The 25,011-nt window shown below is 69.9% G+C and carries 22 protein-coding genes; 18 read left to right on the top strand and 4 right to left on the bottom strand.

What is annotated here, in order from left to right; translation table 11 throughout:
- Positions 1 to 22: 22 nt before the first annotated feature.
- The 15 genes from ABFX50_RS41690 to ABFX50_RS41620 all read left to right on the top strand — a co-directional run bounded on the left by ABFX50_RS41690 (position 23) and on the right by ABFX50_RS41620 (position 16,666).
- Positions 23 to 1,030, top strand: coding sequence for a DUF3048 domain-containing protein (locus ABFX50_RS41690; RefSeq protein ID WP_312896094.1), 1,008 nt, complete (start codon positions 23 to 25; stop codon positions 1,028 to 1,030).
- A gap of 66 nt (positions 1,031 to 1,096) precedes the next feature.
- Positions 1,097 to 2,032: a pyridoxal 5'-phosphate synthase lyase subunit PdxS gene (gene pdxS / locus ABFX50_RS41685; RefSeq protein ID WP_183662188.1), complete on the top strand. Its 936-nt coding sequence runs from the start codon at positions 1,097 to 1,099 to the stop codon at positions 2,030 to 2,032.
- A gap of 261 nt (positions 2,033 to 2,293) precedes the next feature.
- A complete protein-coding gene (locus ABFX50_RS41680) occupies positions 2,294 to 3,991 on the top strand; it encodes an alkaline phosphatase D family protein (protein ID WP_183662186.1) in 1,698 nt (565 codons plus the stop codon).
- A 139-nt stretch (positions 3,992 to 4,130) separates the two neighbouring features.
- Positions 4,131 to 4,883 carry an endonuclease/exonuclease/phosphatase family protein gene (locus ABFX50_RS41675; protein ID WP_346154656.1) on the top strand — a complete coding sequence of 251 codons (753 nt, stop codon included), beginning with the start codon at positions 4,131 to 4,133 and terminating at the stop codon, positions 4,881 to 4,883.
- A gap of 118 nt (positions 4,884 to 5,001) precedes the next feature.
- The gene (gene pdxT / locus ABFX50_RS41670; protein ID WP_246453878.1) at positions 5,002 to 5,526 is read left to right on the top strand and encodes a pyridoxal 5'-phosphate synthase glutaminase subunit PdxT; all 525 of its coding nucleotides are present in this window, start codon (positions 5,002 to 5,004) and stop codon (positions 5,524 to 5,526) included.
- Positions 5,527 to 5,529: 3 nt separating this feature from the next.
- Positions 5,530 to 6,282, top strand: coding sequence for a YebC/PmpR family DNA-binding transcriptional regulator (locus tag ABFX50_RS41665; protein ID WP_183662180.1), 753 nt, complete (start codon positions 5,530 to 5,532; stop codon positions 6,280 to 6,282).
- A gap of 126 nt (positions 6,283 to 6,408) precedes the next feature.
- A complete protein-coding gene (locus ABFX50_RS41660) occupies positions 6,409 to 7,554 on the top strand; it encodes a GNAT family N-acetyltransferase (RefSeq protein WP_346154653.1) in 1,146 nt (381 codons plus the stop codon).
- Positions 7,555 to 7,664: 110 nt separating this feature from the next.
- Positions 7,665 to 8,192, top strand: a complete 528-nt coding sequence (ruvC, locus tag ABFX50_RS41655) for a crossover junction endodeoxyribonuclease RuvC (protein ID WP_183662176.1) — start codon at positions 7,665 to 7,667, stop codon at positions 8,190 to 8,192.
- Complete coding sequence (gene ruvA, locus ABFX50_RS41650; protein ID WP_183662174.1) at positions 8,189 to 8,809, top strand: Holliday junction branch migration protein RuvA; 621 nt, start codon at positions 8,189 to 8,191, stop codon at positions 8,807 to 8,809. Before ruvC ends, ruvA begins: the two co-directional genes overlap by 4 nt.
- A 43-nt stretch (positions 8,810 to 8,852) precedes the next feature.
- Complete coding sequence (ruvB, locus tag ABFX50_RS41645; RefSeq protein WP_183662173.1) at positions 8,853 to 9,869, top strand: Holliday junction branch migration DNA helicase RuvB; 1,017 nt, start codon at positions 8,853 to 8,855, stop codon at positions 9,867 to 9,869.
- 353 nt (positions 9,870 to 10,222) lie between these two features.
- Entirely contained in the window at positions 10,223 to 10,573 is a 351-nt protein-coding gene (gene yajC, locus ABFX50_RS41640; protein WP_183662171.1) for a preprotein translocase subunit YajC, read from the top strand.
- 42 nt (positions 10,574 to 10,615) lie between these two features.
- Positions 10,616 to 12,457 (top strand): protein translocase subunit SecD, encoded by a 1,842-nt coding sequence (secD, locus tag ABFX50_RS41635; RefSeq protein ID WP_346154649.1) that lies wholly within the window; start codon positions 10,616 to 10,618, stop codon positions 12,455 to 12,457.
- A gap of 1 nt (position 12,458) precedes the next feature.
- A complete protein-coding gene (gene secF, locus ABFX50_RS41630) occupies positions 12,459 to 13,463 on the top strand; it encodes a protein translocase subunit SecF (protein ID WP_183662169.1) in 1,005 nt (334 codons plus the stop codon).
- A 304-nt stretch (positions 13,464 to 13,767) separates the two neighbouring features.
- Positions 13,768 to 14,289: an adenine phosphoribosyltransferase gene (locus ABFX50_RS41625; protein WP_183662167.1), complete on the top strand. Its 522-nt coding sequence runs from the start codon at positions 13,768 to 13,770 to the stop codon at positions 14,287 to 14,289.
- Positions 14,290 to 14,467: 178 nt separating this feature from the next.
- Positions 14,468 to 16,666, top strand: a complete 2,199-nt coding sequence (locus ABFX50_RS41620; protein ID WP_183662165.1) for a RelA/SpoT family protein — start codon at positions 14,468 to 14,470, stop codon at positions 16,664 to 16,666.
- Between the two features lie 32 nt (positions 16,667 to 16,698).
- On the opposite strand, the gene ABFX50_RS41615 is transcribed toward ABFX50_RS41620, so the two are convergent.
- The 4 genes from ABFX50_RS41615 to ABFX50_RS41600 all read right to left on the bottom strand — a co-directional run bounded on the left by ABFX50_RS41615 (position 16,699) and on the right by ABFX50_RS41600 (position 21,176).
- On the bottom strand, positions 16,699 to 17,766 hold the full coding sequence (locus tag ABFX50_RS41615; protein WP_346154646.1) for a PqqD family protein: 1,068 nt from the start codon (positions 17,764 to 17,766) through the stop codon (positions 16,699 to 16,701).
- Positions 17,763 to 18,590, bottom strand: a complete 828-nt coding sequence (locus ABFX50_RS41610) for a TOMM precursor leader peptide-binding protein (protein ID WP_346154644.1) — start codon at positions 18,588 to 18,590, stop codon at positions 17,763 to 17,765. Before ABFX50_RS41610 ends, ABFX50_RS41615 begins: the two co-directional genes overlap by 4 nt.
- A gap of 448 nt (positions 18,591 to 19,038) precedes the next feature.
- Positions 19,039 to 20,289 (bottom strand): DUF349 domain-containing protein, encoded by a 1,251-nt coding sequence (locus ABFX50_RS41605; RefSeq protein WP_183662159.1) that lies wholly within the window; start codon positions 20,287 to 20,289, stop codon positions 19,039 to 19,041.
- A gap of 38 nt (positions 20,290 to 20,327) precedes the next feature.
- A complete protein-coding gene (locus tag ABFX50_RS41600; RefSeq protein ID WP_346154642.1) occupies positions 20,328 to 21,176 on the bottom strand; it encodes a peptidylprolyl isomerase in 849 nt (282 codons plus the stop codon).
- Between the two features lie 139 nt (positions 21,177 to 21,315).
- Here ABFX50_RS41600 and ABFX50_RS41595 point away from each other — a divergent pair, with 139 nt between their 5' ends.
- The 3 genes from ABFX50_RS41595 to aspS are packed head-to-tail and all read left to right on the top strand — an operon-like array spanning position 21,316 to position 24,988.
- A complete protein-coding gene (locus tag ABFX50_RS41595) occupies positions 21,316 to 21,996 on the top strand; it encodes an MBL fold metallo-hydrolase (protein WP_183662157.1) in 681 nt (226 codons plus the stop codon).
- Positions 21,996 to 23,255, top strand: coding sequence for a histidine--tRNA ligase (hisS, locus tag ABFX50_RS41590; protein ID WP_221242577.1), 1,260 nt, complete (start codon positions 21,996 to 21,998; stop codon positions 23,253 to 23,255). The genes ABFX50_RS41595 and hisS overlap by 1 nt, the downstream gene beginning before the upstream one ends.
- Entirely contained in the window at positions 23,252 to 24,988 is a 1,737-nt protein-coding gene (gene aspS, locus ABFX50_RS41585; RefSeq protein WP_346154639.1) for an aspartate--tRNA ligase, read from the top strand. Before hisS ends, aspS begins: the two co-directional genes overlap by 4 nt.
- The last annotated feature ends 23 nt before the right edge of the window (positions 24,989 to 25,011 follow it).

Genomic DNA, 25,011 nt, shown 5'->3' with positions numbered 1-25,011 from the left:
GTCAAACGGAGGAGTTGGCAGGGTGCGGATACCCCGAATGATCGCGGTGACGCTGGCGGTGCTCGGCCCGGTCGTGGCCTGCTCCAGCGGTGGCGGCGCGGCGACGCCCTCGAAGGCTCCGCAGGCGGCCCCGGCCGACCCCTCCGCGGCGCCCGAGGAGAAGGGGCACCCGTTCACGGGCCTGCCGTACGAGGAGCTCAAGCCCGTCCTGGCGGTGAAGATCGAGAACACCGCGGCGGGCAAGCCCCAGCTCGGGCTCAAGAGCGCCGACATCGTCTACGTCGAGCAGGTCGAGGCGGGACTGACCCGACTGATGGCGGTCTTCTCCTCCAAGCTGCCCGCCAAGGTCGGCCCCGTGCGCAGCGCCCGCATCTCCGACCTGCACATCACGCCGCAGTTCGGCAAGCCCGCCTTCGCCTACTCGGGCGTCCAGACCAAGATGCTGCCGTTCGTGGCCGAGGCCTCGCTGTTCGACGTCGGCGACACCCGCAACCCCGGCGCGTTCTTCCGCCAGCCGGGCCGCTACGCCCCCTACAACCTGTTCGCCAACACCAGGCAGCTGCTGGCCAAGGCGCCCAAGGCGACCAAGGCCAAGGACATCGGCTTCACCTTCGGCGAGGCCCCTGCCGAGGGCGGGGTGGAGAAGAAGACGTGGACGGTCAAGTGGCCCGCCGCGACCTTCACCTTCGGCTGGTCCGAGACGAAGAAGCAGTGGCTGATCTGGCAGGACGGCAAGAAGAACATGGCCGCCGAGGGCGGGCAGCTCGGCGCGCCGACGATCGTCATCCAGTACACCAAGACCGAGCGCTCGGAGTTCCACGACAAGAACCAGAGCTACACGCCGCTGGTCCACACGGTGGGCAAGGGCTCGGCGATCGTGCTGCGCGAAGGCAAGGCCTACAAGGCCAGGTGGTCGAGGGAATCGGAAGAGGACGGCACGACGTTCACCACTGCGAGCGGCGAGCCGATGAACTTCGCCCCAGGCCAGGTCTGGGTCGCGCTCGCCAGCCGCAAGCCTGTCATTCCTTAACGTACAAAACCCGTGCTCGACCCTGACATGGTGGTGTGTCGGGAAACGGGGTGTTAAGGACCTACGATGGGCTTGAGAACTTACCGACCTGCCGTTGTGAGGAAGACCGTGTCTACCAGCCCCGTCACCGGAACCGCGCGCGTCAAGCGCGGCATGGCCGAGATGCTCAAGGGCGGCGTCATCATGGACGTCGTCAACGCCGAGCAGGCGAAGATCGCCGAGGACGCCGGGGCGGTCGCCGTCATGGCCCTTGAGCGTGTGCCCGCCGACATCAGGGCCCAGGGTGGCGTCTCCAGGATGAGCGACCCTGACATGATCGACGGCATCATCGGCGCCGTCTCCATCCCCGTCATGGCCAAGGCCCGCATCGGCCACTTCGTCGAGGCGCAGGTCCTGCAGTCGCTCGGCGTCGACTACATCGACGAGTCGGAGGTCCTCACCCCCGCCGACTACGCCAACCACATCGACAAGTTCCAGTTCACCGTGCCGTTCGTGTGCGGCGCGACGAACCTGGGCGAGGCGCTGCGCCGCATCACCGAGGGCGCGGCGATGATCCGCTCCAAGGGTGAGGCCGGCACCGGCGACGTCTCCAACGCCGTCACCCACATGCGCACGATCAGGGGCGAGCTCAAGCGTCTCGCCTCGCTGCCCGAGGACGAGCTCTACGTGGCGGCCAAGGAGCTGCAGGCGCCGTACGAGCTGGTCGTCGAGGTCGCCAAGACCGGCAAGCTGCCCGTCGTGCTGTTCACCGCGGGCGGCATCGCCACCCCGGCCGACGCCGCGATGATGATGCAGCTCGGCGCCGAGGGCGTGTTCGTCGGCTCCGGCATCTTCAAGTCGGGCGACCCCGCCAAGCGCGCGGCCGCGATCGTGAAGGCGACCACCTTCCACGACGACCCCGACGTCGTCGCCAAGGTCTCCCGCGGTCTGGGCGAGGCCATGGTCGGCATCAACGTCGACGAGATCCCCCAGCCCCACCGCCTGGCTGAGCGCGGCTGGTAGGAAGTTCCCGGAACAAGCGGCATCCCGTGAGGGGTGCCGCTTTTTCGTGCCTCTGGAGGCGTCCTCCCTCACCCGCACGCCGCCGGCCCGGCTCGGGCTCCGCCGGGCCAGGGGTGAACGAAGGACGGTCGGTAGGAAATCTCCGTCGATCATGTGACTGCTGATAAATTTCGCCGTTTGTGTGACAGGTGGTGTTAACCGCGGAGTCATGATCCTCCGCAAGGCTACGGGCGTCCCCCCTAGATCGCCCCGGGAGCACCCGTGTCCAAGCTCAACCGCCGCTCCTTCCTCGTCACCGGACTCGCGGCGGGCGCCACCGCCGCGCTGCCGGCCGCCGCCTCCGCCGACCCGCTGCCCGACCCCGCCGCCGACCCCTCCGCGGAGAGCGCGGCCACGCTCGCCTCGCGCGGGCTGCGCTCCGACCCGTTCACGCTCGGCGTGGCCTCGGGCGACCCGGACCACGGCGGCTTCGTGATCTGGACCCGCCTGGCCCAGCAGCCCCTGGCCGAGGACGGCATGGGCGGCATGCCGCAGCGCCCGTTCCCCGTCCTGTGGCAGGTCTACGCCGACGAGCGCTGCCGCAGGGTGGTCCGCGCGGGCGTGGCGATGGCCGCTCCCGAGTGGGGGCACAGCGTGCACGTCGAGGTCGAGAACCTCTCCTCCGACAGGGAGTACTGGTACCGCTTCCGCGTCGGCCCCTACGTCTCGCCGGTGGGCCGCGCCCGCACCGCCCCGCACCCGCTGGCGTACGGCGGGGCGCTGGCGATGGCGTTCGTCTCGTGCGCGCAGTACGAGCACGGCTTCTTCACCAGCTACCGCCGCCTGGCGGAGGAGAACCCCGACCTGGTCCTGCACCTGGGCGACTACCAGTACGAGTACACCAAGAACACCTACACCATCCCCGGCGGCAACGTCCGCCACCACGACGGCCCCGAGACCGAGACGCTGGCCAACTACCGTCAGCGCCACGCGCAGTACAAGGCCGACCCCGACCTCCAGGCCGCGCACGCCGCCGCCCCCTGGCTGGTCGTCTGGGACGACCACGAGATCGACAACAACTGGGCCGACGAGGTGCCGGAGAAGCCGGAGATCCCGCAGCCGAACTTCCTGCAGCGCCGCGAGGCCGCCTTCCGCGCCTACTACGAGAACATGCCGCTGCGCCGCACCTCCATTCCCCGGGGCATCGACATGCAGCTCTACCGGCGGATCCGGTGGGGGCGGATGGCGACCTTCCACATGCTCGACACCCGTCAGTACCGAGACGACCAGGGCTGCGGCGACGGTTACAGGGACTGCCCCGCGGCGGTCGACCCCGCGCGCTCCATCACCGGCGCCGAGCAGGAGGCGTGGCTGCTGGACGGCTTCCGCCACTCGCGCGCTCAGTGGGACATCATCGGCCAGCAGGTCTTCTTCGCCCAGCGTGACAACAACGCGGGCCCCGTGAAGGTCACCAGCCAGGACGCGTGGGACGGCTACGTCGCCTCCCGTCAGCGCATCACCCAGGGCTGGATCGACGCGGGCGTGCGCAACCCCGTCGTGCTGACCGGCGACGTGCACGCCCACTGGGCCAGCGACCTGAAGCTGGACTACGACGACCCGACGGGGCCCTCGGTCGGCTCCGAGCTGGTGGCCACCTCGATCAGCACCGGCGGGAACGGCGCGGACTCCGACCCCGCCAAGCACGCGTTCCTGAAGATCAACCCGCACCTGAAGTTCTACAACAACCAGCGGGGCTACGTCCTGACGAAGATCGAGAAGGAGCTGATGACGGCCGACTTCAGGGTCGTGCCCCAGGTGCAGACGCCGGGGTCGGCGGTGCACACCAAGGCCACCTTCGTCGTGGAGGACAGGGTGCCCGGCGTCCAGCAGACCTATCTCAGGCCCCTCGACCCGTCGCTCAGGTCCCTGCCCGACATCACCGCCGAGGAGACCGTCCGCCTGGAGACCGAGCGTCCGTAACGCCCATCTCGACTCACCGCAGGCGGCGCCCTCTCGGGGGGCCCCGCCTGCCGTCGTGTACGGCAGGCGGCGCCCTCCGCCCTCCCTGGCGCGAGTGGATATGGACCACACCTTCCAGGAAGTGGTTGCATAACGGTTCATGCTGGATCAAGCCGTCATCACGGTGATGACCTGGAACGTGTGCACCGGCACCAACGCCGCCTGCGAGCTGTACCGCAAGAGCCCGCAGGAGCTGGCGTGGCACATCAGCGACCATCTCCTCGGCGACCCCGACGTGATCTTCCTGCAGGAGTTCTGCACCGGCGCCACGGGCACGCTCGAGCAGTGGCTCGAATGGCGGACCGGACGGAGTTGGACCGTCAGGTCATGGGGCCTGACGACGGCGCAGGGCAGGCCGTACGACTGTCATCCCGACAGGAACGGCCGCCCGCGCGGCGCGCAGAGCGTCACGGTCGCGGTCGCCGACCACGCGGCCGCCTTCGAGACCGTGCCGCTGACCTCCCCGCCCTGGTTCGCCAGGCGCGCCGCGCTGTGCGCGACGATCCCCGCCGTCAAGGTGCGGGCCTGCGGAACCCACCTGTCGTCCGGCATGGCCAACGACGACGCCCAGCGCGGCGCGCCGTACCGGCACAAGCAGGTCAGGCAGCTGATGGCGGCCGCGCCGAAGGCGGGCCACACCAGCGTCTTCGGCGGTGACCTCAACCTCACACCCGGCAGGGTCGCCGCCTACGGCTCCTACGACGAGTGCGATCCGCGCATGCGGTGGACCTACGTGAAGAAGCGGAAGATCGACTACCTCTTCGCGCCGAAGGGCCGCGTGCTGAGGTGCTGGGTCGACAGGGAGGCAAGGGGCTCCGACCATCTGCCGATGGCGGTCAGGGTGGCCCTGTAGGAAGAGCACGGGCCGCCCTGGTGTTGAATCTAGGCGAAACCCGGACCACGAAGGAAGGACGACCGTGCCCAAGATCGGTGTACTCGCGCTCCAGGGAGACGTGCGCGAGCACGTCCACATGCTGGAGGAGGCGGGCGCGCAGGCCATCGCCGTGCGCAGGCCCGCCGAGCTCGACGCCGTGGAGGGACTGGTCATCCCCGGCGGGGAGTCCACCACGATCTGGAAGCTCGCCGAGATCTTCGACCTGCTCGAGCCGCTGCGCATGCGGATCAAGGACGGCATGCCCGCCTACGGCTCCTGCGCGGGCATGATCATGCTGGCCGACCGCATCCAGGACGGCATCGAGGGGCAGCAGACGATCGGCGGCATCGACATGGTGGTCAGGCGCAACGCCTTCGGCCGGCAGGTCGACTCGTTCGAGTCCGATCTGTCCTTCGCCGGCGCCGATGTGCATGCCGTCTTCATCCGCGCCCCCTGGGTGGAATCGGTGGGATCCGAGGTCGAAGTTCTGGCCACCGCGCCCCCGGGCGATAGGATCGTCGCGGTCCGCCAGGGGCCGCTGCTCGCGACATCGTTCCACCCCGAGCTGACCGGGGACACTCGCGTGCACGAATACTTCGTAAACATGGTGAGGGAGCTCTAGGTAATGTCCGGCCACTCCAAATGGGCGACGACGAAGCACAAGAAGGCCGCACTCGACGCCAAGCGCGGCAAGCTGTTCGCGAAGCTCATCAAGAACATCGAGGTGGCGGCCAGGACCGGTGGCCCTGATCCGGATGCCAACCCCACCCTCTTCGACGCCATCTTCAAGGCGAAGAAGAACTCCGTGCCCAACGACAACATCGAGCGGGCCCGCAAGCGCGGCGGCGGCCTCGAGGCCGGCGGCGCCGACTGGCAGACCATCATGTACGAGGGCTACGCCCCCGGCGGCGTCGCCGTGCTCATCGAGTGCCTCACCGACAACCGCAACCGCGCCGCCTCCGAGGTGCGCGTCGCGCTGACCCGCAACGGCGGCTCGCTGGCCGACCCCGGCTCGGTGTCGTACATGTTCAACCGCAAGGGCGTCGTGATCGTGCCCAAGAACGGGCTGTCCGAGGACGACGTGCTGGTCGCGGTGCTCGAGGCGGGCGCCGAGGAGGTCAACGACCTGGGCGAGTCGTTCGAGGTCGTCTCCGAGGCCGGCGACCTGGTGCCGGTGCGCAAGGCGCTGCAGGAGGCGGGCATCGACTACGACTCGGCCGAGTCGAGCTTCCTGCCGACCATGAACGTCCCGCTCGACGAGGACGGCGCGCGCAAGGTCTTCAGGCTCATCGACGCGCTCGAGGACAGCGACGACGTGCAGAACGTCTTCGCCAACTTCGACGTCTCCGACGAGGTCATGGAGAAGCTCGACGCCTGATCGACGCCCGCCCAGCCGACGACCGGTCCGCCGCCACGCGGGCCGGTCTTCTCGTTCGCGCGGGCGCGGCCCGCGGACGGAAACCGGAAGGCGGGCGATCCCGCGGCCGTTGTAGGTTGTCGCTTTGTGGAGATTCGTGATCTGACGTCCGACGACCTCGAAGCCGTCCTCGACACCCGCGTCCGCTCCTTCGGCCCGCTCGACGGCGACCCCGAGAGCTGGTTCGCCCTCGCGAGGGCGGCGCTCGAACAGGGGCGCTTCCTCGGCGTCTTCGACGGCTCCAGGCTGGCCGCCGCCGCCAGGCTGCCCGGGTTCACCCAGTGGTGGCACGGCAGGCCGCAGCCCATGGCGGGCGTCGCGGGCGTCGTCGTCAACCCCGAGGACAGAGGGCGCGGCGTCGGCAGGCAGCTCATGCGGGCCGTCCTGGCCAGGGCGGCCGAGCTGGGCGAGGCCGTCTCGGCGCTCTATCCGGCCACCACCCAGATCTACCGCTCGCTCGGCTGGGAGCACGCGGGCGCCGAGAACGCCGTCACGCTGTCGCCCGAGGCGCTGCGCACCATCAGGCCCACCGAGCCCGTCAAGATCCGCAGGATGGGGCCCGACGACGCCGCCGAGGTGATCGCCATCCTGGGCCGCGTCCACGCCGCCAACCGCGCCAGCGGCCCCATCTGCTGGGACGAGAGCTCGTGGCGGCGTTTCCTCGGCGCCAAGGACGACTTCCTCTACCTGGCCGACGACGGCTTCGTCGCCTACAGCTGGGAAGACGGCGACATCTCGGTCGACAACCTGGTCGCGGGCTCCGAGGCGACCGCCCGCGCCCTGTGGTCGCTGGTCGGCACCTCCTCCTCGATCGCCACGAAGGTCTCGGCCGTCGTCGCCCCCGACGACCCCGTGCTGTGGCTGCTTCGCGAGCGCACCAAGGAGGAGCTCAAGCAGGTCAGATGGATGTTCAGGGTCGTGGACGTGGCCGACGCCGTCGCCAGGCGCGGCTTCCCCTCCGTGCTCTCCGCCGACGCGCTGATCATGGTGGACGATCCCGAGCGGCCCGCCAACACCGGCACGTGGCGGCTGGAGGTCTCCGGCGGTTCGGGTACGGCGAGCGCGGCCGAGGGGGAGGGGGCGCGCTTCACCGTCAACGGGCTGTCGGCGCTGTACGCGGGGGTCCCGGTCTCGACGCTGCGCCTGTCCGGCATGCTCTCCGGCACCGACGAGTTCGACGAGGCGCTGGCCGCGGCGTTCGCGGGCCCCGCCCACATGATCGACTACTTCTGACCGTGACGCCCCGCCCCGCTCGCCTGCCGGGGCGTGTTCGCCGTGCGGCCCCCGCCCAACCAGGGTAGAGTTCCCTGCCGAACAGATGTTCGGCGAACGGGAGGGCGGCCGTGCGGGTGTTGGGTGTCGACCCAGGGCTTACCAGGTGCGGCATCGGCGCCGTCGAGGGCCGGCCGGGGGCTCCGCTCAAGCTCGTCGCGGTCGGCGTGGTCCGCACCTCGGCCGACGACGAGCTCGGCGCCAGGCTGGTCGGCATCGAGCGGGGCATCGAGCAGTGGCTCGACGAGGTACGGCCCGACGCGGTCGCCGTCGAGAGGGTCTTCGCCCAGCACAACGTCCGCACCGTGATGGGCACCGCCCAGGCGGCGGGCATCGCCCTGCTGTGCGCCTCCCGCCGCGGGCTGCCCGTCGCGCTGCACACGCCGTCGGAGGTCAAGGCGGCCATCACCGGCAGCGGCACCGCCGACAAGAAGCAGATCGGCACCATGGTCACCAGGCTGCTGCGGCTGGCCGAGATGCCCAAGCCGGCCGACGCGGCCGACGCTCTCGCGCTCGCCATCTGTCACGTGTGGCGGGGCGGCAGCCAGAACCGGCTGGCGGAGGCGCTGGCCAAGGCATCGAGAGGACGTGCGTCGTGATCGCGTCGGTTTCCGGGGTCGTGGCGGCCATCGCGCCCGACTCCGCCGTGATCGAGGTCGGCGGCGTGGGCGTGCTGGTGCACTGCACGCCCGGCACGCTGGCCACCCTGAGAGTGGGCGAGCACGGAAGGCTCGCGACCTCCCTGATCGTCAGGGAGGAGTCGCTGACCCTCTACGGCTTCGCGACCGACGACGAGCGCACGGTCTTCGGTCTGGTCCAGACGGCCAGCGGGGTGGGCCCGAAGCTGGCGCTCGCCATGCTGGCCGTCCACACTCCCAACTCGCTGAGGGTCGCCGTCGCCTCCGCCGACCTCAAGGCGCTGACCAGGATCCCCGGCATCGGCCAGAAGGGCGCGCAGCGCATCGTGCTGGAGCTGAAGGACAAGCTCGGCACGCCGGAGGAGGCGGTCAACGCCGCGCTCAACGGTCACGCGGCCAAGCCGCTGTGGCGCGAGCAGGTGCACTCGGGCCTGGTCGGGCTCGGCTACTCCACCAGAGACGCCGACGAGGCGATCGCGCTGGTGGAGCCGCAGGCCGACGCCGAGGTGGTGGCGGGCAGGGAGCCGCAGGTCGCCGTGCTGCTCAAGGCGGCGCTGCGGGTGCTGAGCATCCGATGAGCCACGGGCTTGCACGCGGCGCCTGGCGAGAGAGGGTAGGAGCGTGAGCATCGAGCGAGACCTGGTGTCGCCTGACGCCGAGGGCGACGAGCTGCAGATCGAGGCGGCCCTGCGGCCCAAGCGCCTGGCCGACTTCATCGGGCAGGGCCGGGTGCGCGAGCAGCTCTCGCTGGTCCTGGAGAGCGCGCTCAGGCGCAACAGGCCGCCCGACCACGTGCTGATGAGCGGCTCGCCGGGGCTCGGGAAGACCACGCTCGCCATGATCGTCGCAGCCGAGCTCGGCGCCCCGCTGCGCATCACCTCGGGGCCCGCGCTCGAGCGGGCGGGCGACCTGGCGGCGATCCTGTCGACCCTCACCGAGGGCGAGGTGCTGTTCATCGACGAGATCCACCGGATGGCGCGCCCCGCCGAGGAGATGCTCTACCTCGCCATGGAGGACTTCAGGGTCGACATCATCGTCGGCAAGGGCCCTGGCGCGACCGCGATCCCGCTGGAGATCGCGCCCTTCACCCTGGTGGGCGCCACGACCAGGGCGGGCCTGCTGCCCGCGCCGCTGCGCGACAGGTTCGGCTTCACCGCCCACATGGACTTTTACGAGGTCGCCGAGCTGGAGCAGGTGCTGCGGCGCTCCTCCAGGCTGCTCGGCGTCTCGCTGCCCGACGAGGGCGCCCACGAGATCGCCAGGCGCTCGCGCGGAACGCCCCGCATCGCCAACAGGCTGCTGCGCAGGGTGCGCGACTTCTCCGACGTCCGCTCCGACGGTGTCATCACCCGCGACATCGCCTCGGCCGCGCTCAACCTCTACGAGGTCGACGCCGAGGGGCTCGACCGGCTCGACAGGGCGGTGCTCGGGGTGCTGCTGCGCAAGTTCGGCGGCGGGCCCGTCGGCCTGTCGACGCTGGCCGTGGCCGTGGGGGAGGAGCCAGAGACAGTGGAGGTGGTGGCCGAGCCCTTCCTGGTGCGCCAGGGTCTGCTCGCCCGCACTCCGCGCGGGCGGGTGGCGACCTCGGCCGCCTGGCTTCACCTGGGGCTGACCCCGCCGCCCGACGCCCCGTTCTGATCCCCGACGGCAAGCCCGTCGAGCCCCACCCCCGTCACCGGCGGGCGCCCGTCCAGGGAGACGCTCACCGGGATCACCGCTGACCCGCCGTCACGGCCCGTCCGCACACGTTCTCGAAAGGGCGGTCACAGAACGGTTGCAAGCGTTGCAAATTGGGAACTTCCCCGCGCGCCGAAACGCTGCCTCGTTGCCGGGTTTCGCAACAACCGCCTACACTCCGTGGCTTGGCTGGCTGTGTAAGCTGACGGGCTGAGCGGCGCGGCCCTCGACGCAACGCATGGAATTTCCGGCTCGAAGCCGGTGTCATCATCTTGTATAGAAGATGGAAGGTCGCCCTCGTGAACTCAACGCTCATGAACATCCTGCCGCTCATCCTGTTGGTGGTGGTGTTCTACTTCCTGCTCATCAGGCCGCAGCGCAAGCGGCAGCAGGAGGCGCTCCAGATGCAGAACTCGCTCGCGCCTGGCGCCCGCGTCATGACCACCACCGGCCTGTTCGCCACCGTGGTCGCCATTGACAACGAGGATGTCATCCTGGAGGTCTCTCCTGGGGTCGAGACCCGCTGGGTGAAGGCCGCCATCGGCCGCGTCGTCACCCCGGTCGACGACAAGATCGCCGCGACGGCGGTCCCGGAGACGAACGACGAAGCCGACGAGACGGTGGACCGCAACGGCGATCAGGGCACGAATACCAACAAGTCCTGACTAGTCTTGCGACCGACCCCTACCTGAAAGAAACGACGACCAGTGGCCCGACCGACCAGCGGCCAGAGCAAGCCGGGGCGCACGCTCCTGGTGCTCCTGGCGCTCATTCTCGCCATGGGCGGGGCGATGTTCCTGCAGCCGGCGTTCACGCCGAAGCTCGGACTCGACCTCGCAGGTGGTACGACGGCGACCCTCTCGCCGGTCACCCCGAATGGCACTCCCCCCTCCGAGGAGAGCCTCAACCTCGCCGTCAACATCATCCGTGAGCGGGTGAACGGCACCGGAATCTCCGACGCGGAGGTCGCCAAGTCCGGCGACAACATCGTCATCTCGGTGCCGGGGGCCGGCAAGGACGAGGTCATCAAGCTGGTCGGCACCACGGCGGAGCTCCGCTTCCGTCAGGTCCTGGCCGCCGAGGCGGCCCAGCCGCAGCCGAGCACCATGCCCACGCAGGCGCCCACCCCCTCCACCGGGCCGAGCGGACAGCCGTCGGGCTCACCCTCCGCCGCGCCGAGCGTCCAGCCGTCGGCCAAGGTCCCCGCGCCGAGCGCCTCCCCGACGGGCAAGGCCCTGTCGTCCGCGCTGACCTCGCCCAACCCCGCCCCTTCGGCGACCACGCAGGGCCAGTCGGAGCAGAAGGCGAACGACCCCAAGGCCAACGACGCCAAGGGTAACGACGCCAAGAACAACGACGGCAAGAACAACGACGCCAAGGGGAACGACCCGAAGGGCAACGACGCCAAGGCCACGCCCTCGGCGACGCCCAGCGCCCAGCCGAGCGGCGACCCCGCCGCCGACCCGGCTCTCGCGGGCATCGACCCGGCGCTGATCAAGCAGTTCAACGAGCTCGACTGCGCCAAGAACAGCGGCCAGGGCGTCCAGGACGACCCGTCCAAGCCGTACGTCACCTGCGACCAGGACGGCACCGCCAAGTACATCCTCGACAAGGCTGAGGTCGTCGGCGCCGACATCGACACCGCCAGCGCGGGTGTCCAGCAGACCACGGGCCAGTGGGTCGTCCAGCTGAACTTCAAGAGCGCGGGCGCCTCGGCGTGGTCGGCCCTGACCACCAAGGCCTACCAGGCGCAGGCGCCGCGCAACATGGTCGCCGTCGTCCTCGACGGCGTCGTCATCACCGCGCCGAACATCAACGAGCCGATCCCCGGCGGTCGCGCCGAGATCAGCGGCAGCTTCACCCAGGAGACCGCCACCAAGCTGGCCGACCAGCTGAAGTACGGCGCGCTCCCGCTGAAGTTCGTGCGCAGCTCCATCGACACCATCTCCTCGACGCTGGGCAACGACCAGCTCATGGGCGGTCTCATCTCCGGCGCCATCGGCCTCGGCCTGGTGGTCCTGTACTCCCTGCTCTACTACCGCGGTCTCGGTCTCGTCGCGGTGCTGAGCCTGGTGGTGGCCTCGATCATCACCTACGAGGCGGTCGTGCTGCTGGGCACGTACGCGGGCTTCGGCCTCTCGCTGCCGCACATCATCGGCCTGGTGGTGTCGATCGGCATCACGGCCGACTCCTTCATCGTCTACTTCGAACGCATCAGAGACGAGATGAAGGAGGGCAGGCGCACCCTGCGCGCCGCCGTCGAGGTGGCCTGGGTGCGAGCCAGGCGGACGATCCTGATCGCCGACGCGGTCATGTTCATCGCCGCCATCGTGCTCTACTTCCTCGCGGTCGGCGGTGTGGCGGGCTTCGCCTTCGCGATGGGCCTCACCACGCTGATCGACGTGCTGGTGGTGTTCATGTTCACCAAGCCGTTCATCGCGCTGCTGGCGAGGATGAAGTTCTTCGCCAAGGGTCACAAGCTCTCCGGTCTCGACGCCGAGCGCATGGGGCCGGACACTGTCCGTACGACCACCCCGCAGGAGGCCTGACATGGGACTCGGGCGTCGCCTCTACCGTGGCGAGATCGACGTCGACTTCGTCGGCCGCCGGAAGCTCTGGTACAGCCTTTCGGCCTTCCTGCTCCTGTTCTCCATCGCCGGTCTGGTGTTCAGCGCCGCCACCAACGGCAGCCCGCTGAACCTGGGCGTGGAGTTCAAGGGCGGTTCGGTGTTCTCCTTCGCCGCGCCGAAGGCCACCATCGAGCAGGTCCGCGAGACCATGACCGACGCGGGCGTGCACCAGCCGATCGTCCAGCAGGCCGGCAGCGGCTGGCGCGTCACCACCGAGACTCTCGACGAGGCCAACCTCACCAAGGTGCAGCAGTCGGTCGCCACGGAGCTCGGCGTCGACTCCAAGCAGATCTCGATCACCTCGATCGGGGCCTCGTGGGGCGGTGAGGTCGCCAACAAGGCCTGGATCGGCCTCGGCGTGTTCATGCTCGCGATCATTCTGTATCTGAGCATGGCCTTCGAGCCGAAGATGGCGCTGGCGGCGATCGTCGCGCTGATCCACGACCTGGTGATCACGGCGGGCATCTACGCCTGGTCGGGCTTCGAGGTCACCCCCGCGACGCTGCTGGGCTTCCTCACGATCCTCGGCTACTCGCTGTACGACGCGGTCGTCGTCTTCGACATGATCAAGGAGGTCACCGCCAAGCTCGGCACGACCTCCAAGAAGACGTACACGATGGCCGCCAACGACGCGCTCAACCACACGCTGATCAGGTCGCTGAACACCTCGCTCGTCGCCATCCTCCCGGTGGCCGCGATCCTGTTCATCGGCACGACGGTGCTGGGCGCGGGCACGCTGAAGGACCTGTCGCTGGCGCTGTTCGTCGGCATGCTGGTCGGCACGTACTCCTCGCTGTGCGTGGCCACGCCGCTGCTGGTGACGCTGAAGGAGCGCGAGCCGAAGTACCAGGCGATCGCCCGCAGGCTCGCCTCGACGGGCGGCGGCAAGAGCGGCTCCAAGCGGGCCGCGGTCGCGAAGAACTAGCTCCACTTCGCCGACGCCTCCGCACCCCGCTCCAGGGGTGCGGAGGCGTCGCCGTTCCCACCCTCGAACACCGCTCCCCCCACACGCCCCCTGCCGATGCGCACAAGGCACGGCTGCCCGCCGGCAGAGAGCAGCGGGCAACGACGAGGGGCGGCAGTGCCCCCAGAGAGCTGGTGAGGGCTGTGGGGTGGGGGAGGGGGCGACTCAGGGGCGACCGCGAGGCCGATGTCGTCGCCGGCGCGGGATTGTGGGAGGGTGGGTCGTCGGTAGAGCGGGCCACCGCGGACAAGGGAGACAACACGACGTGAGCGAGCTGAGCCAGCTGATCCTCGACAGGATCAGGGACGTCAACGACTACCCCAAGCCGGGCGTCGTGTTCAAGGACATCACCCCGCTCCTTGCCGACGCCAAGGCCTTCGCCGCCGTGATCGACGAGCTGGCCGGCCTCTACCCGGGCGTCGACAAGATCGTGGGCATCGAGGCGCGTGGCTTCATCCTCGCCGCCCCCGCGGCCTACCGGGCGCAGGCGGGGTTCGTGCCGGTGCGCAAGAAGGGCAAGCTGCCCTCCGCGACCCTCGAGACCTCCTACGAGCTGGAGTACGGCACGGCCGACATCGAGGTCCACAGGGACGCCTTCAGCCCCGGCGACCGCGTGCTGATCGTCGACGACGTGCTGGCCACCGGCGGTACCGCTGAGGCCGCTGTGGAGCTGGTGAAGAGGGCGGGCGCTGAGGTCGTCGGCCTGGCCGTCCTCATGGAGCTGGCCTTCCTGAAGGGCAGGGAGCGGCTCACGGGAGTCGATCTCCACTCGCTCGTGATCGTGTGATTGGCGCACCGGCCGACGCGCGGGTTTTCCACCTGGATACACTGAGGGGATCTGGACTCGGACGCGAGGAGTCTGTGTGCCCCGTGAAGTGGTCGTGCCCGACGTAACCGAAGCCGGAAATTCCGATGGGGGTTCCGGCGTTCCAGCGGTGCGTCGTCGACGGTTTGGGGGTGGGGCCATGAATCCGGTGCTGGAGCCGCTTTTCAGGACGGTCCGGGCCACCCATCCCAAGGCTGACTTGCGCGTGATCGAGCGTGCCTACGATGTGGCCGCCTACCATCACCGCGACCAGAAGCGGAAGAGCGGCGATCCCTACATCACGCATCCGCTGGCCGTCGCGACGATCCTGGCCGAGCTGGGCACCGACGACGAGACGCTGTGCGCCGCGCTGCTGCACGACACCGTCGAGGACACCGCCTACAGCCTCGACGAGCTGCGCGCCGACTTCGGTGACAAGATCGCGCTGCTGGTCGACGGCGTCACGAAGCTGGACAAGGTCAAGTTCGGCGACGCCGCGCAGGCCGAGACCGTGCGCAAGATGGTCGTGGCGATGTCGCGCGACATCAGGGTGCTGGTCATCAAGCTGGCCGACCGCCTCCACAACATGCGCACGATGCGTTACCTGCCCGAGCACAAGCGGCAGCAGAAGTCTCGCGAGACGCTGGAGATCTTCGCGCCGCTGGCCCACCGCCTGGGCATGAACACGATCAAGTGGGAGCTCGAGGACCTCGCGTTCGCGATGCTCTACCCCAAGCGCTACGACGAGATCGCCCGCATGGTCTCCGAGCGGGCCCCTCGTCGAGACCTGTTCCTGCAGGAGGTCATCGAGAAGGTCTCGGCCGACCTGCGCGACGCGAAGATCCGCGCGGTGGTCAAGGGCAGGCCGAAGCACTACTACTCGGTCTACCAGAAGATGATCGCCCGCGACGTGGCCTTCGACGACATCTACGACCTGGTGGGCATCAGGGTCCTGGTCGACTCCGTGCGCGACTGCTATGCGGCGCTCGGAACGATCCACGCCAGGTGGAACCCGGTGCCCGGCCGGTTCAAGGACTACATCGCGATGCCCAAGTTCAACATGTACCAGTCGCTGCACACCACGGTGATCGGTCCTGAGGGCAAGCCGGTCGAGCTGCAGATCCGCACGCACGCGATGCACCACAGGGCCGAGTACGGCGTCGCCGCGCACTGGAAGTACAAGGAGGAGGCCGGCACGCCCGGCCCCTCGGGCAAGGTCAAGCAGCCGGGCGGAGACATGGCGTGGCTGCGCCAGCTGCTCGACTGGCAGAAGGAGACCTCCGACCCCGGCGAGTTCCTCGAGTCGCTGCGCTTCGACCTGTCGGTGTCGGAGGTGTACGTCTTCACGCCGCGCGGCCAGGTGGTGGCGCTGCCCGAGGGCGCGACGCCCGTGGACTTCGCCTACGCCGTCCACACCGAGGTCGGTCACCGCTGCATCGGCGCGCGGGTCAACGGACGGCTGGTGCCGCTGGAGTCGCGGCTGGGCAACGGCGACACCGTCGAGATCTTCACCTCCAAGTCGCCCGACGCCGGTCCTTCGCGCGACTGGCTGAAGTTCGTCAAGTCGGGCCGCGCCCGGAACAAGATCAGGCAGTGGTTCTCCAAGGAGCGGCGCGAGACCGCGATCGAGGCGGGCAAGGAGGCCATCGGCAGGGCCATGCGCAAGCAGGGCCTGCCGCTGCAGCGCCTGATGTCCGGTGAGTCGCTGCTGGCGCTCGCCCGCGACCTGCGCTACCCCGACGTCTCGGCCCTCTACGCGGCGGTCGGCGAGGGGCACATCGCCGCCCAGTCGGTCGTGCAGAAGCTCGTGGCCTCCATCGGCGGCGTCGACAGCGCCGAGGAGGACATCGCCGAGACCTCGATGCCCACCAGGCTCAGCCGCCGTCCCAAGAGCGGCGGCGGTGCGGGCGTCGTGGTGGCGGGCGACTCCGACGTGTGGGTACGGCTCTCGCGATGTTGCACCCCCGTGCCGGGCGACGACATCGTCGGCTTCGTCACGCGCGGCCACGGCGTCTCCGTGCACCGCTCCGACTGCTCGAACGTGCAGCAGCTGAAGGAGCAGCCCGACCGCCTGGTCGAGGTGACGTGGGCGCCCAACGAGGACTCCGTGTTCCTCGTGGCGATCCAGGTGGAGGCGCTCGACCGGCCGAGGCTGCTGTCGGATGTCACGCGCACCCTGTCCGACCAGCACGTCAACATCCTGTCGGCGTCGGTGACCACCTCGCGCGACCGGGTGGCGGTCAGCAAGTTCACCTTCGAGATGGGTGACCCCAAGCACCTGGGCCACGTGCTGAAGGCCGTGCGCAGCATCCAGGGCGTCTACGACGTCTACCGGGTCAGCGGAGCCGCCGGCGGCTGACCGTGGCACCTTCGGGTCTCCCACCAGGAAGATCATGATCCTGGCGGGGACCGAAGCGCCGTGAGCCGGCCGTGGGCGAAGACCCACAGGTAGAGCGCCCAGCCGAAGGCGACGACCACGAGCGTGGCGGGCTGCGACTCGGCCACGGCCTGGCGGCAGACCGCCACCGTGATCGGGATCGTGTAGCCGACGAGGAACGCCAGTCCGAGCACCCTGCCCGCCATCAGGAACCACGCGTAGACCCGCACGCCAACAGGCCTGTCCCCGCCGCGCCCGCTCTTGCGTCCACGCAGGTAGGCCTGCGCGTCGGCCATGAGGTTCTTGTTGCCGCCCGCGTTCGCCAAGGCGTAGTAGACGTCCGTGCGCATGAAGAACAGGAACTGCCAGACGATCTGGGAGGCGCAGATGACCAGCACCAGGCGGGCCAGGCCGTGCTCGGCCACGTACAGCGCGCAGGCGCTGACGGCGACCAGGAACAGGTCGGTGCGCATCCCCGCCAGGTGGGCGCGGTAGCGGCGGCGGCGCGGCAGCCGCCAGACGCCGCTGACCTTCGTCTGCACGACCAGGAACTGCAGGCGGGTGCCCAGCGACAGCTCGGCCCGCACGCCCAGGGAGCGGGCGGCGAGGATGTGGCTCAGCTCGTGGACGAGGACCAGCGCCCACGAGCCGACCGCGAACGACAGCGTGAAGGCCAGGCTGTCCGCCCAGACCAGCCCCGACATGCCGGTGACGATCCTCGGCCGCGCGATGACGGCCGCCACCGCGCACAGCGTCAGCAGGGCGACGACCGCGTTGGCGGCGGGGGAGAACAGCCAGCCCACCTGCCCGGGCCTGATCCTGTCCCAGAGGTTCGGCGCCAGGTCAGGCTGGCGCAGCAGGCCCACGCCGTCCAGGCCCGCGACGAAGGCCGCCACGTCCACGTCGGCGCCGTGGCGCTCCAGGACCTCCTTCCTGACCTCCTCCACCGTCCTGGAGCCGTCGAGCAGCGCCAGGACGGTCGCCGCGATGCCGGGGACGTTGACGAACGCGACCCCGTTGCCGACCACGTAGTCGTCAGGGCCGTCCTCGACGACGCTGAGGAAGGTGAGGTCCGGCCTCACCCGCAGACCTCGCAGGCCGGCAGGCGCTCGAAGGCGTGGCCGGTGGTCGTCAGGTCGAGCAGGTCGAGGTGGACGGTCCTGCCCTCGATGGCGGGCGCGCCCGTGCCGGTCAGATAGCGGATGATCTCGCCCGCCATGAGCCCGGACACGGCGGCGCACAGCGGCCCGAAGGCGGGGACCGTACGGCCCGCGTTGTCCGCGCTCGGCAGCTCCGTCGTGCCGTACCGCCGGGCGAGCGTGCGCTCCTGGCAGGCCAGGCAGCCGGTGACGCCCGGCACCACCAGCGGGCCGACCAGGCCGACGTGCTGGTTGAATCCGCCGGTCACGAACGGCACGCCCACCGCCACACAGGCGGCGTTGACCCAGCGGCGGATGTGCGGCTGCGGCGTGTCGACGGTGTTGACCACGAAGTCGGCCCCCGCCAGCGGCACGTCGCAGGGGCCGGCGATCCTGCGCTCGATCTCGACGACCTCGGCGGAGGGGACATGGGTGCGCAGCCTGGCGGCGGCCGAGGCGACCTTGGAGCTGCCCAGGTCGGAGGTGGTGTAGAGGTGCTGGCGGTGCAGGTTGGACAGCTCGACCCTGTCGTCGTCGACGAGCGTCAGCCGCCGCACGCCCGCCGTGGCGAGCTGGAGGGCGACCGCGCCGCCGATGGCGCCGGCCCCGAGCACCGTGACCTGGCGCAGCGCCAGGTCGCGCTGGGCGGCGAGGGCACGGTCGGCGGCGTGGAACATCGACAGGAACAGCGTCTGCCTGGAGTGCCGCTCGTCGGCGGTCAGCGCCGACAGCTCCTCCTGCGTGACGAGAATTCTGGCGGCCAGCAATTGTTCGACGGCCGCGTCTATCTCGTCGGGAGTTACTCCGTCAAGGAGGCGGTAAAGCTCTGGTTTCGATCGCGGTTTTCGCGCGCAGAGCCGGAAAAGCGCGCGTAAAGGCTTTTCCGCAGATTCGAGCACCCGGCCGGTCGGTGGAAAGTCGCCGAGCCGCACCCGCTCGCGGGAGTCGTCGATGAACAGGGGGAAGGCCGGATTCACCTGAATCCGAGAAGGCATGGGCCTGGCTCCGGGAGAGGTGGCGTGGGGCCCCTGCCGAGACCCCACGAAACGGTTCAGCAGCTGTTGCTGTTACCCGTGGTCTCTACCTCTTCGACCGGCTTGATCTCGATCGTCATCTTGACCCCTTTCGTCGATCATCACGAGCCTTGTGATCGTAAAGAGAAAGGGGAGGAGGGGGGAGGCCCAATGACCGTATGTGACCGGGCCTCCCGCGCCCTCAGCTGAACTCGGCGAGCGTGCGCTCGGCCTCCTCCAGCCACGAACGACGGGCCGCCAGCGCCTCCTCGGCGTCCTGGACGTCCTTGGCCCGCCCCGCGGCCTGGGCCTTGCCGAGCTTCTTCTCCAGCTGCTCGATCGAGGAGCGCAGCTGGTCGACGGTGCTCTGGGCGCGAGCCCTTGCCTCGGGGTTGGAGCGCTTCCACTCCGCCTCCTCGGCCTTGCGCACCGCGTCGTCGATGCGGCGCAGCCCGCCCTCCAGGCGGTCGCGCTGCTCGCGCGGCACGGGGCCGACGGCCTCCCAGCGCTCCAGCATGGAGCGCAGCGCGGCGCGCGCGGCCCTGGCGTCGGTGACAGGAAGGATCTTCTCCGCCTCGGCCAGCAGCACCTCCTTGGCCTCCGCGTTGGCCGCCAGTGAGGCGTCACGCTCGGCGAAGACCGCCGAACGGGCCTGGAAGAACTGGTCCTGGGCGGCCTTGAAGCGACCCCACAGCTCGTCCTCGACCTCGCGTGAGGCCCTGCCCGCCGACTTCCACTGCTGCATGAGCTCGCGGTAGATCGCGGCCGTCTGCCCCCAGTCGGTGGAGTCGGCCAGCGCCTCGGCCTCGACGACGATGCGCTCCTTCTGGGAGCGGATGCCCTCGCGCTGCTCGTCGAGCCCGGCGAAGTAGGCCTTGCGCCGCTTGGCGAAGGCGGTGCGGGCGGCCGACAGCCGCTTCCACAGCGCGGCCTCGGTGACGCGGTCGATGCGCTCGGCCGTCTTCCACTCCTCGACCAGCTGGCGAAGGCGCTCGCCGCCGGACTTCCAGTGGGTGGTCTCCTCGGCGATGCGCTCGGCCTCGGCGACGATGCGCTCCTTGATGCCCTTGGCCTCGGCCCTGGCCACGTCGCGGGCGGCCTTGACCTCCTCACGGCGCTTGGCGACCAGCTCGGTCAGCGCGTCGAGCCGCTGGACCAGCGCGCCCAGGTCGCCGACGGCGTGCGCGTCGGCCACGGCCTCGCGCAGCTTGACGATGGTGGCCTCGGCCTGGGCGGGCGCCAGGTCGGTGCCCTTGACGCGCTGCTCGAGCAGCTGGACCTGGCCCGCCAGCTCGTCGAACTTGCGGTGGAAGTAGGCCAGCGCCTCTTCGGGCTCACCGGCCTGCCAGGACCCGACGGCCCGCTCTCCCTCGGCCGTACGCACGTAGACGGTGCCGTCGTCGTCTACCCGGCCCCACGGGTCGGTGCTCACCGTGTCCTCCCGCACTCTCATCAGACCCTTCGGGGACTACTGCCCCTAGTTGTATTACGTCAGCTCTTGGCAGAGATTGTCACGTCTTTGATTTCGACCGTCTCCTTGGGTGCGCCGGTGCCGTCAGGACCAGGAGCGATAACACCCGCCTTGTTGACCTTGTCGAGAATGTCGAGACCCTTCGTGATGGTACCGACAGGCGTGTAATCGGGGGTCAGCCCGATGTCGCCGTACACCAGGAAGAACTGGCTGCCGGTGGTGCCGGGCTCGCTCGTCTTGGCCATCGCCATGACGCCGCGCTTGTAGGCCGCGCCCTCGAGGTTCTCCTCGGCGAGCCGGTAGCCGGGGCCGCCCTGGCCGTCGGACTGGGACTTGCCGTTCGCCTTGGCGGTCGGGTCGCCGCACTGCAGCATGGGGAACTGCGCGCTGCCCAGGCGGTGGCACTTGCTGCCGTTGTAGTACTTCTTGGCCGCCAGGTGCTTGAGCGAGTTGACCGTGCAGGGGGCCTTGGCCCCGTTGAGCTCGACGACGATGTCGCCCTGGCTGGTCTTGAACGTCATGACCGCGTCCTTGGCCTCGGCCTTGGCCGGCGGGAGCCCGACGTCCTTGACCGCACCGCTGGTGTCGGGCAGGTAGCCGCACTCGCCCGTCGCGGGGTCGAACGGCTTGGGCCCCGCCGCGGCGGAGGTGGAGGGAGCGGCCGACGGCGACTCGGAGGCCGAGGAGCCGTCATTGCCGCCCAGCAGAGTGGTCGCGGCGATGACACCGCCCACGACCACGAGAACGCCCACGGTCGATCCGATGACGGCGGTGCGCTTCGCCTTCGCCTCACGCTCGGCGCGACGCTGCATCTGCCGCTCGAAGTGCTCACGTGCCAGCTGCCGCTGGCGGTCCTTGCCCGTGGACACCGCTTTGCCTCCCCTATCGAATCAACTGAGGTGGGCGAATCGTATCGGCCAACCGGTAATGGTTCGCAGCCCAGCGGCCAGCACCGGTACGCTTCGGTTACATTCTCATCCGCTTTCTTGACGAGACTCAGCCGAGGCAATGCTCATCGCAGGCTTCCCCGCAGGGGCGTTCCAGACCAACTGCTACCTCGTGGCGCCCGCCGCCGGCGAGGAGTGCGTGATCGTCGACCCCGGCCAGGACGCGGTCGAGGGCATCGACGACCTGCTGCGCGAGCACAGGCTGAAGCCCGTGGCGGTCCTTCTCACCCACGGCCACCTCGACCACGTCTGGTCGGTGGCCCCCGTGTGCGGCGCGCGCGAGGTTCCCGCCTGGATCCATCCCGAGGACCGCCACCTGCTGAGCGATCCCTCCGCAGGATGGTCGCCCACCTCGAGCCAGCTGTTCGGCGGCATCACGCTGAGCGAGCCCGACGACGTGCGCGAGCTGTCCGACGGCGCGGTCGTCGACCTGGCGGGCATGGAGTTCGTGGTCGACCACACCCCCGGCCATACCAGGGGGTCGGTGAGTTTCAGGCTGCCCCCTGAGGAGATCATGTTCTCGGGCGACCTGCTGTTCGCCGGCTCCATCGGCCGCTCTGACCTGCCGGGCGGCGACTACCCGACGATCCTGCGCAGCCTGGCGGCCACGTGCCTGCCGCTGCCGGACTCCACGGTCGTCCTGCCGGGCCACGGACCGCAGACCACGATCGGCCGCGAGCGCGCCACGAACCCTTATCTCAAAGAAGCCGCGCCGCACGCCGGTCCCACACGAGGGATCTGATGACTTTCCAATCGCCCAAGGGCACCTACGACCTGTTGCCACCCGCCTCCGAGCGCGTCCTCGCGGTCCGCGAGGCCCTCGCCGCCCCCGTACGGCAGGCGGGCTACGGCTACGTCGAGACGCCCACCTTCGAGGACACCGAGCTGTTCAAGCGCGGAGTCGGCGAGTCGACCGACGTCGTGTCGAAGGAGATGTACACCTTCGACGACAAGGGCGGCCGTTCGCTGACCCTGCGCCCCGAGGGCACCGCCTCGGTGGTGCGGGCCGTCCTGCAGCACAACCTGCACAACGGCCAGCTGCCGGTGAAGCTCTGGTACTCCGGCAGCCAGTACCGCTACGAGCGCGCGCAGAAGGGCCGCTACCGCCACTTCTGGCAGGTCGGCGCCGAGGCGCTCGGAGCCGAGGACCCCGCGCTCGACGCCGAGCTGGTCGCGCTGGCATGGCGCGGCTTCGCGAGCCTCGGGCTGAAGGGCGTCACGCTGCTGCTCAACTCCCTCGGCGACCAGGTGTGCCGTCCCGTCTACCGGGCCGCGCTGCAGGACTTCCTGCGCGGCCTCGACCTCGACGAGGCCACCCGCGCGCGCATCGAGATCAACCCGCTGCGCGTGCTCGACGACAAGCGCCCCGAGGTGCAGGAGCAGCTCGAGGGCGCGCCCCTGGTCGCCGACCACCTCTGCGCGGCCTGCAAGGCCTACCACGAGGAGGTCCGCACCCTGCTGACCGCCCTGGGCGTGCCGTTCACCGACGAGCCGAAGCTGGTGCGCGGGCTCGACTACTACACCCGCACCACCTTCGAGTTCGTCCACGGCGGGCTCGGCTCGCAGTCGGCCGTCGGCGGCGGGGGCCGCTACGACGGGCTCAGCGAGATGCTCGGCGGCCCCGCGCTGCCCAGCGTCGGATGGGCCCTCGGCGTCGACCGCACCTACCTGGCCATGGAGGCCGAGGGTCTGCTCGACGAGGCTCCGGCCGCCCGCGTCCAGGTGTACGGTGTCCCGCTGGGCGAGGAGGCGCGCCGCCGGATGTTCCTGCTCGTCGAGGAGCTGCGCGCGGCGGGGCTCCGCGTCGACATGGCCTTCGGCGGCAAGGGGCTCAAGGGCGCGATGAAGGGCGCCGACCGCTCGGGCGCCAGGTTCGCGCTGATCCTGGGCGAGCGCGACCTCGCCGCGCAGGCCGTACAAGTGAAGGACCTGACCACCGCAGAGCAGACCGAGGTGCCGCTGGCCCAGGTCTCCGACGTTTTGAAGGGAAAGCTGCAGTGATTCGCACGCACAAGGCCGGTGAGCTCCGAAAGGAGCACGCCGGGCAGCAGGTGACGCTCGCGGGCTGGGTGGCCCGCCGCCGTGACCACGGCGGGGTCGTCTTCATCGACCTGCGCGACGCCTCGGGCTCGGCGCAGGTGGTCTTCCGCGAGGAGGACGACGCGCACGGCCTGCGCGGCGAGTACTGCGTGAAGGTGGTCGGCGAGGTCAGGGTCCGCCCCGAGGGCAACGCCAACCCCGAACTGCCCACCGGCGAGATCGAGGTCGTCGCCACCACGGTCGAGGTGCTGAGCGAGGCGGCCCCGCTGCCGTTCCCGATCGAGGGCAACACCGAGGTGTCGGAGGAGGCGCGGCTGCGCTACCGCTACCTCGACATCCGCCGCGCGTCGGTGGCCAACGCCATGCGCATCCGCTCCAAGGCCACCTACCTGGCCAACGAGGTGATGAACGAGCACGGCTTCGTCTACGTCGAGACGCCGACGCTCACCCGCTCCACCCCCGAGGGCGCGCGCGACTTCCTGGTGCCCGTACGGCTGCAGCCGGGCAACTGGTACGCCCTTCCGCAGTCGCCCCAGCTGTTCAAGCAGCTGCTCCAGGTCGCCGGCCTCGAGCGCTACTACCAGCTGGCCAAGTGCTACCGCGACGAGGACCTGCGCGCCGACCGCCAGCCCGAGTTCACCCAGATCGACGTCGAGATGTCCTTCGTCGACCAGGAGGACGTGATCGCCATCGGCGAGGCGCTGATCGGCAGGATCTGGAAGGAGATCCTCGGCTACGAGATCCCCACGCCGCTGCCGCGCATGACCTACGCCGACGCGATGGCCCGCTACGGCTCCGACAAGCCCGACCTGCGCTTCGGCCAGGAGCTCGTCGACGTCACCGAGTTCTTCAAGGACACCACCTTCCGCGTCTTCCAGGCCGACTACGTCGGCGCGGTCGTCATGCCGGGCGGCGCCTCGCAGACCCGCAAGGAGCTCGACGGCTGGCAGGACTGGGCCAAGTCCCGCGGCGCCCGCGGCCTGGCCTACGTCCTGGTTCAGCAGGACGGCACGCTCGGCGGCCCCGTCGCCAAGAACCTCTCCGCCCAGGAGAGCGAGGGCCTGGCCGGCTTCGTCGAGGCCAAGCCCGGCGACGCCATCTTCTTCGCCGCCGGCGCCCGCAACGCCTCGCGCGACCTGCTCGGCGCGGCCCGCCTGGAGATCGGCCGCCGCTGCGGCCTCATCGACGAGTCGCAGTGGTCGTTCCTGTGGGTCGTCGACGCCCCCATGTTCGAGGAGGACGGCGAGGGCGGCTGGACCGCCGTCCACCACCCCTTCACCGGGCCCAAGCCCGAGTGGGCCGACAACTTCCAGGACCACCCTGGCGAGGCGCTGGCCTACGCCTACGACATGGTCTGCAACGGCATGGAGATCGGCGGAGGCTCGATCCGTATCCACCGCGCCGAGATGCAGCAGCGCGTCTTCGACGTGCTCGGCATCTCCAAGGAGGAGGCCGAGTCGAAGTTCGGCTTCCTGCTCGAGGCGTTCAAGTACGGCCCGCCCCCGCACGGAGGCATCGCCTACGGCTGGGACAGGATCTGCATGCTGCTGGCCGGCGGTGAGTCCATCCGTGACGTGATCGCCTTCCCGAAGACCGCCTCCGGCTTCGACCCGCTGACGGGCGCTCCCACGCCCATCACGGTCGACCAGCGCAAGGAGGCGGGGGTCGACGCCAAGCCCAAGGCCGAGGCGTAGACCACCACAGACGCCCACCCACG

The organism is Nonomuraea recticatena (genome assembly GCF_039533245.1).
In the GTDB taxonomy this organism is placed as follows: domain Bacteria; phylum Actinomycetota; class Actinomycetes; order Streptosporangiales; family Streptosporangiaceae; genus Nonomuraea; species Nonomuraea roseola.
The sequence above is the reverse complement of the archived record's forward strand: the minus strand, read 5'-3'. Positions and strand labels throughout refer to the sequence as shown.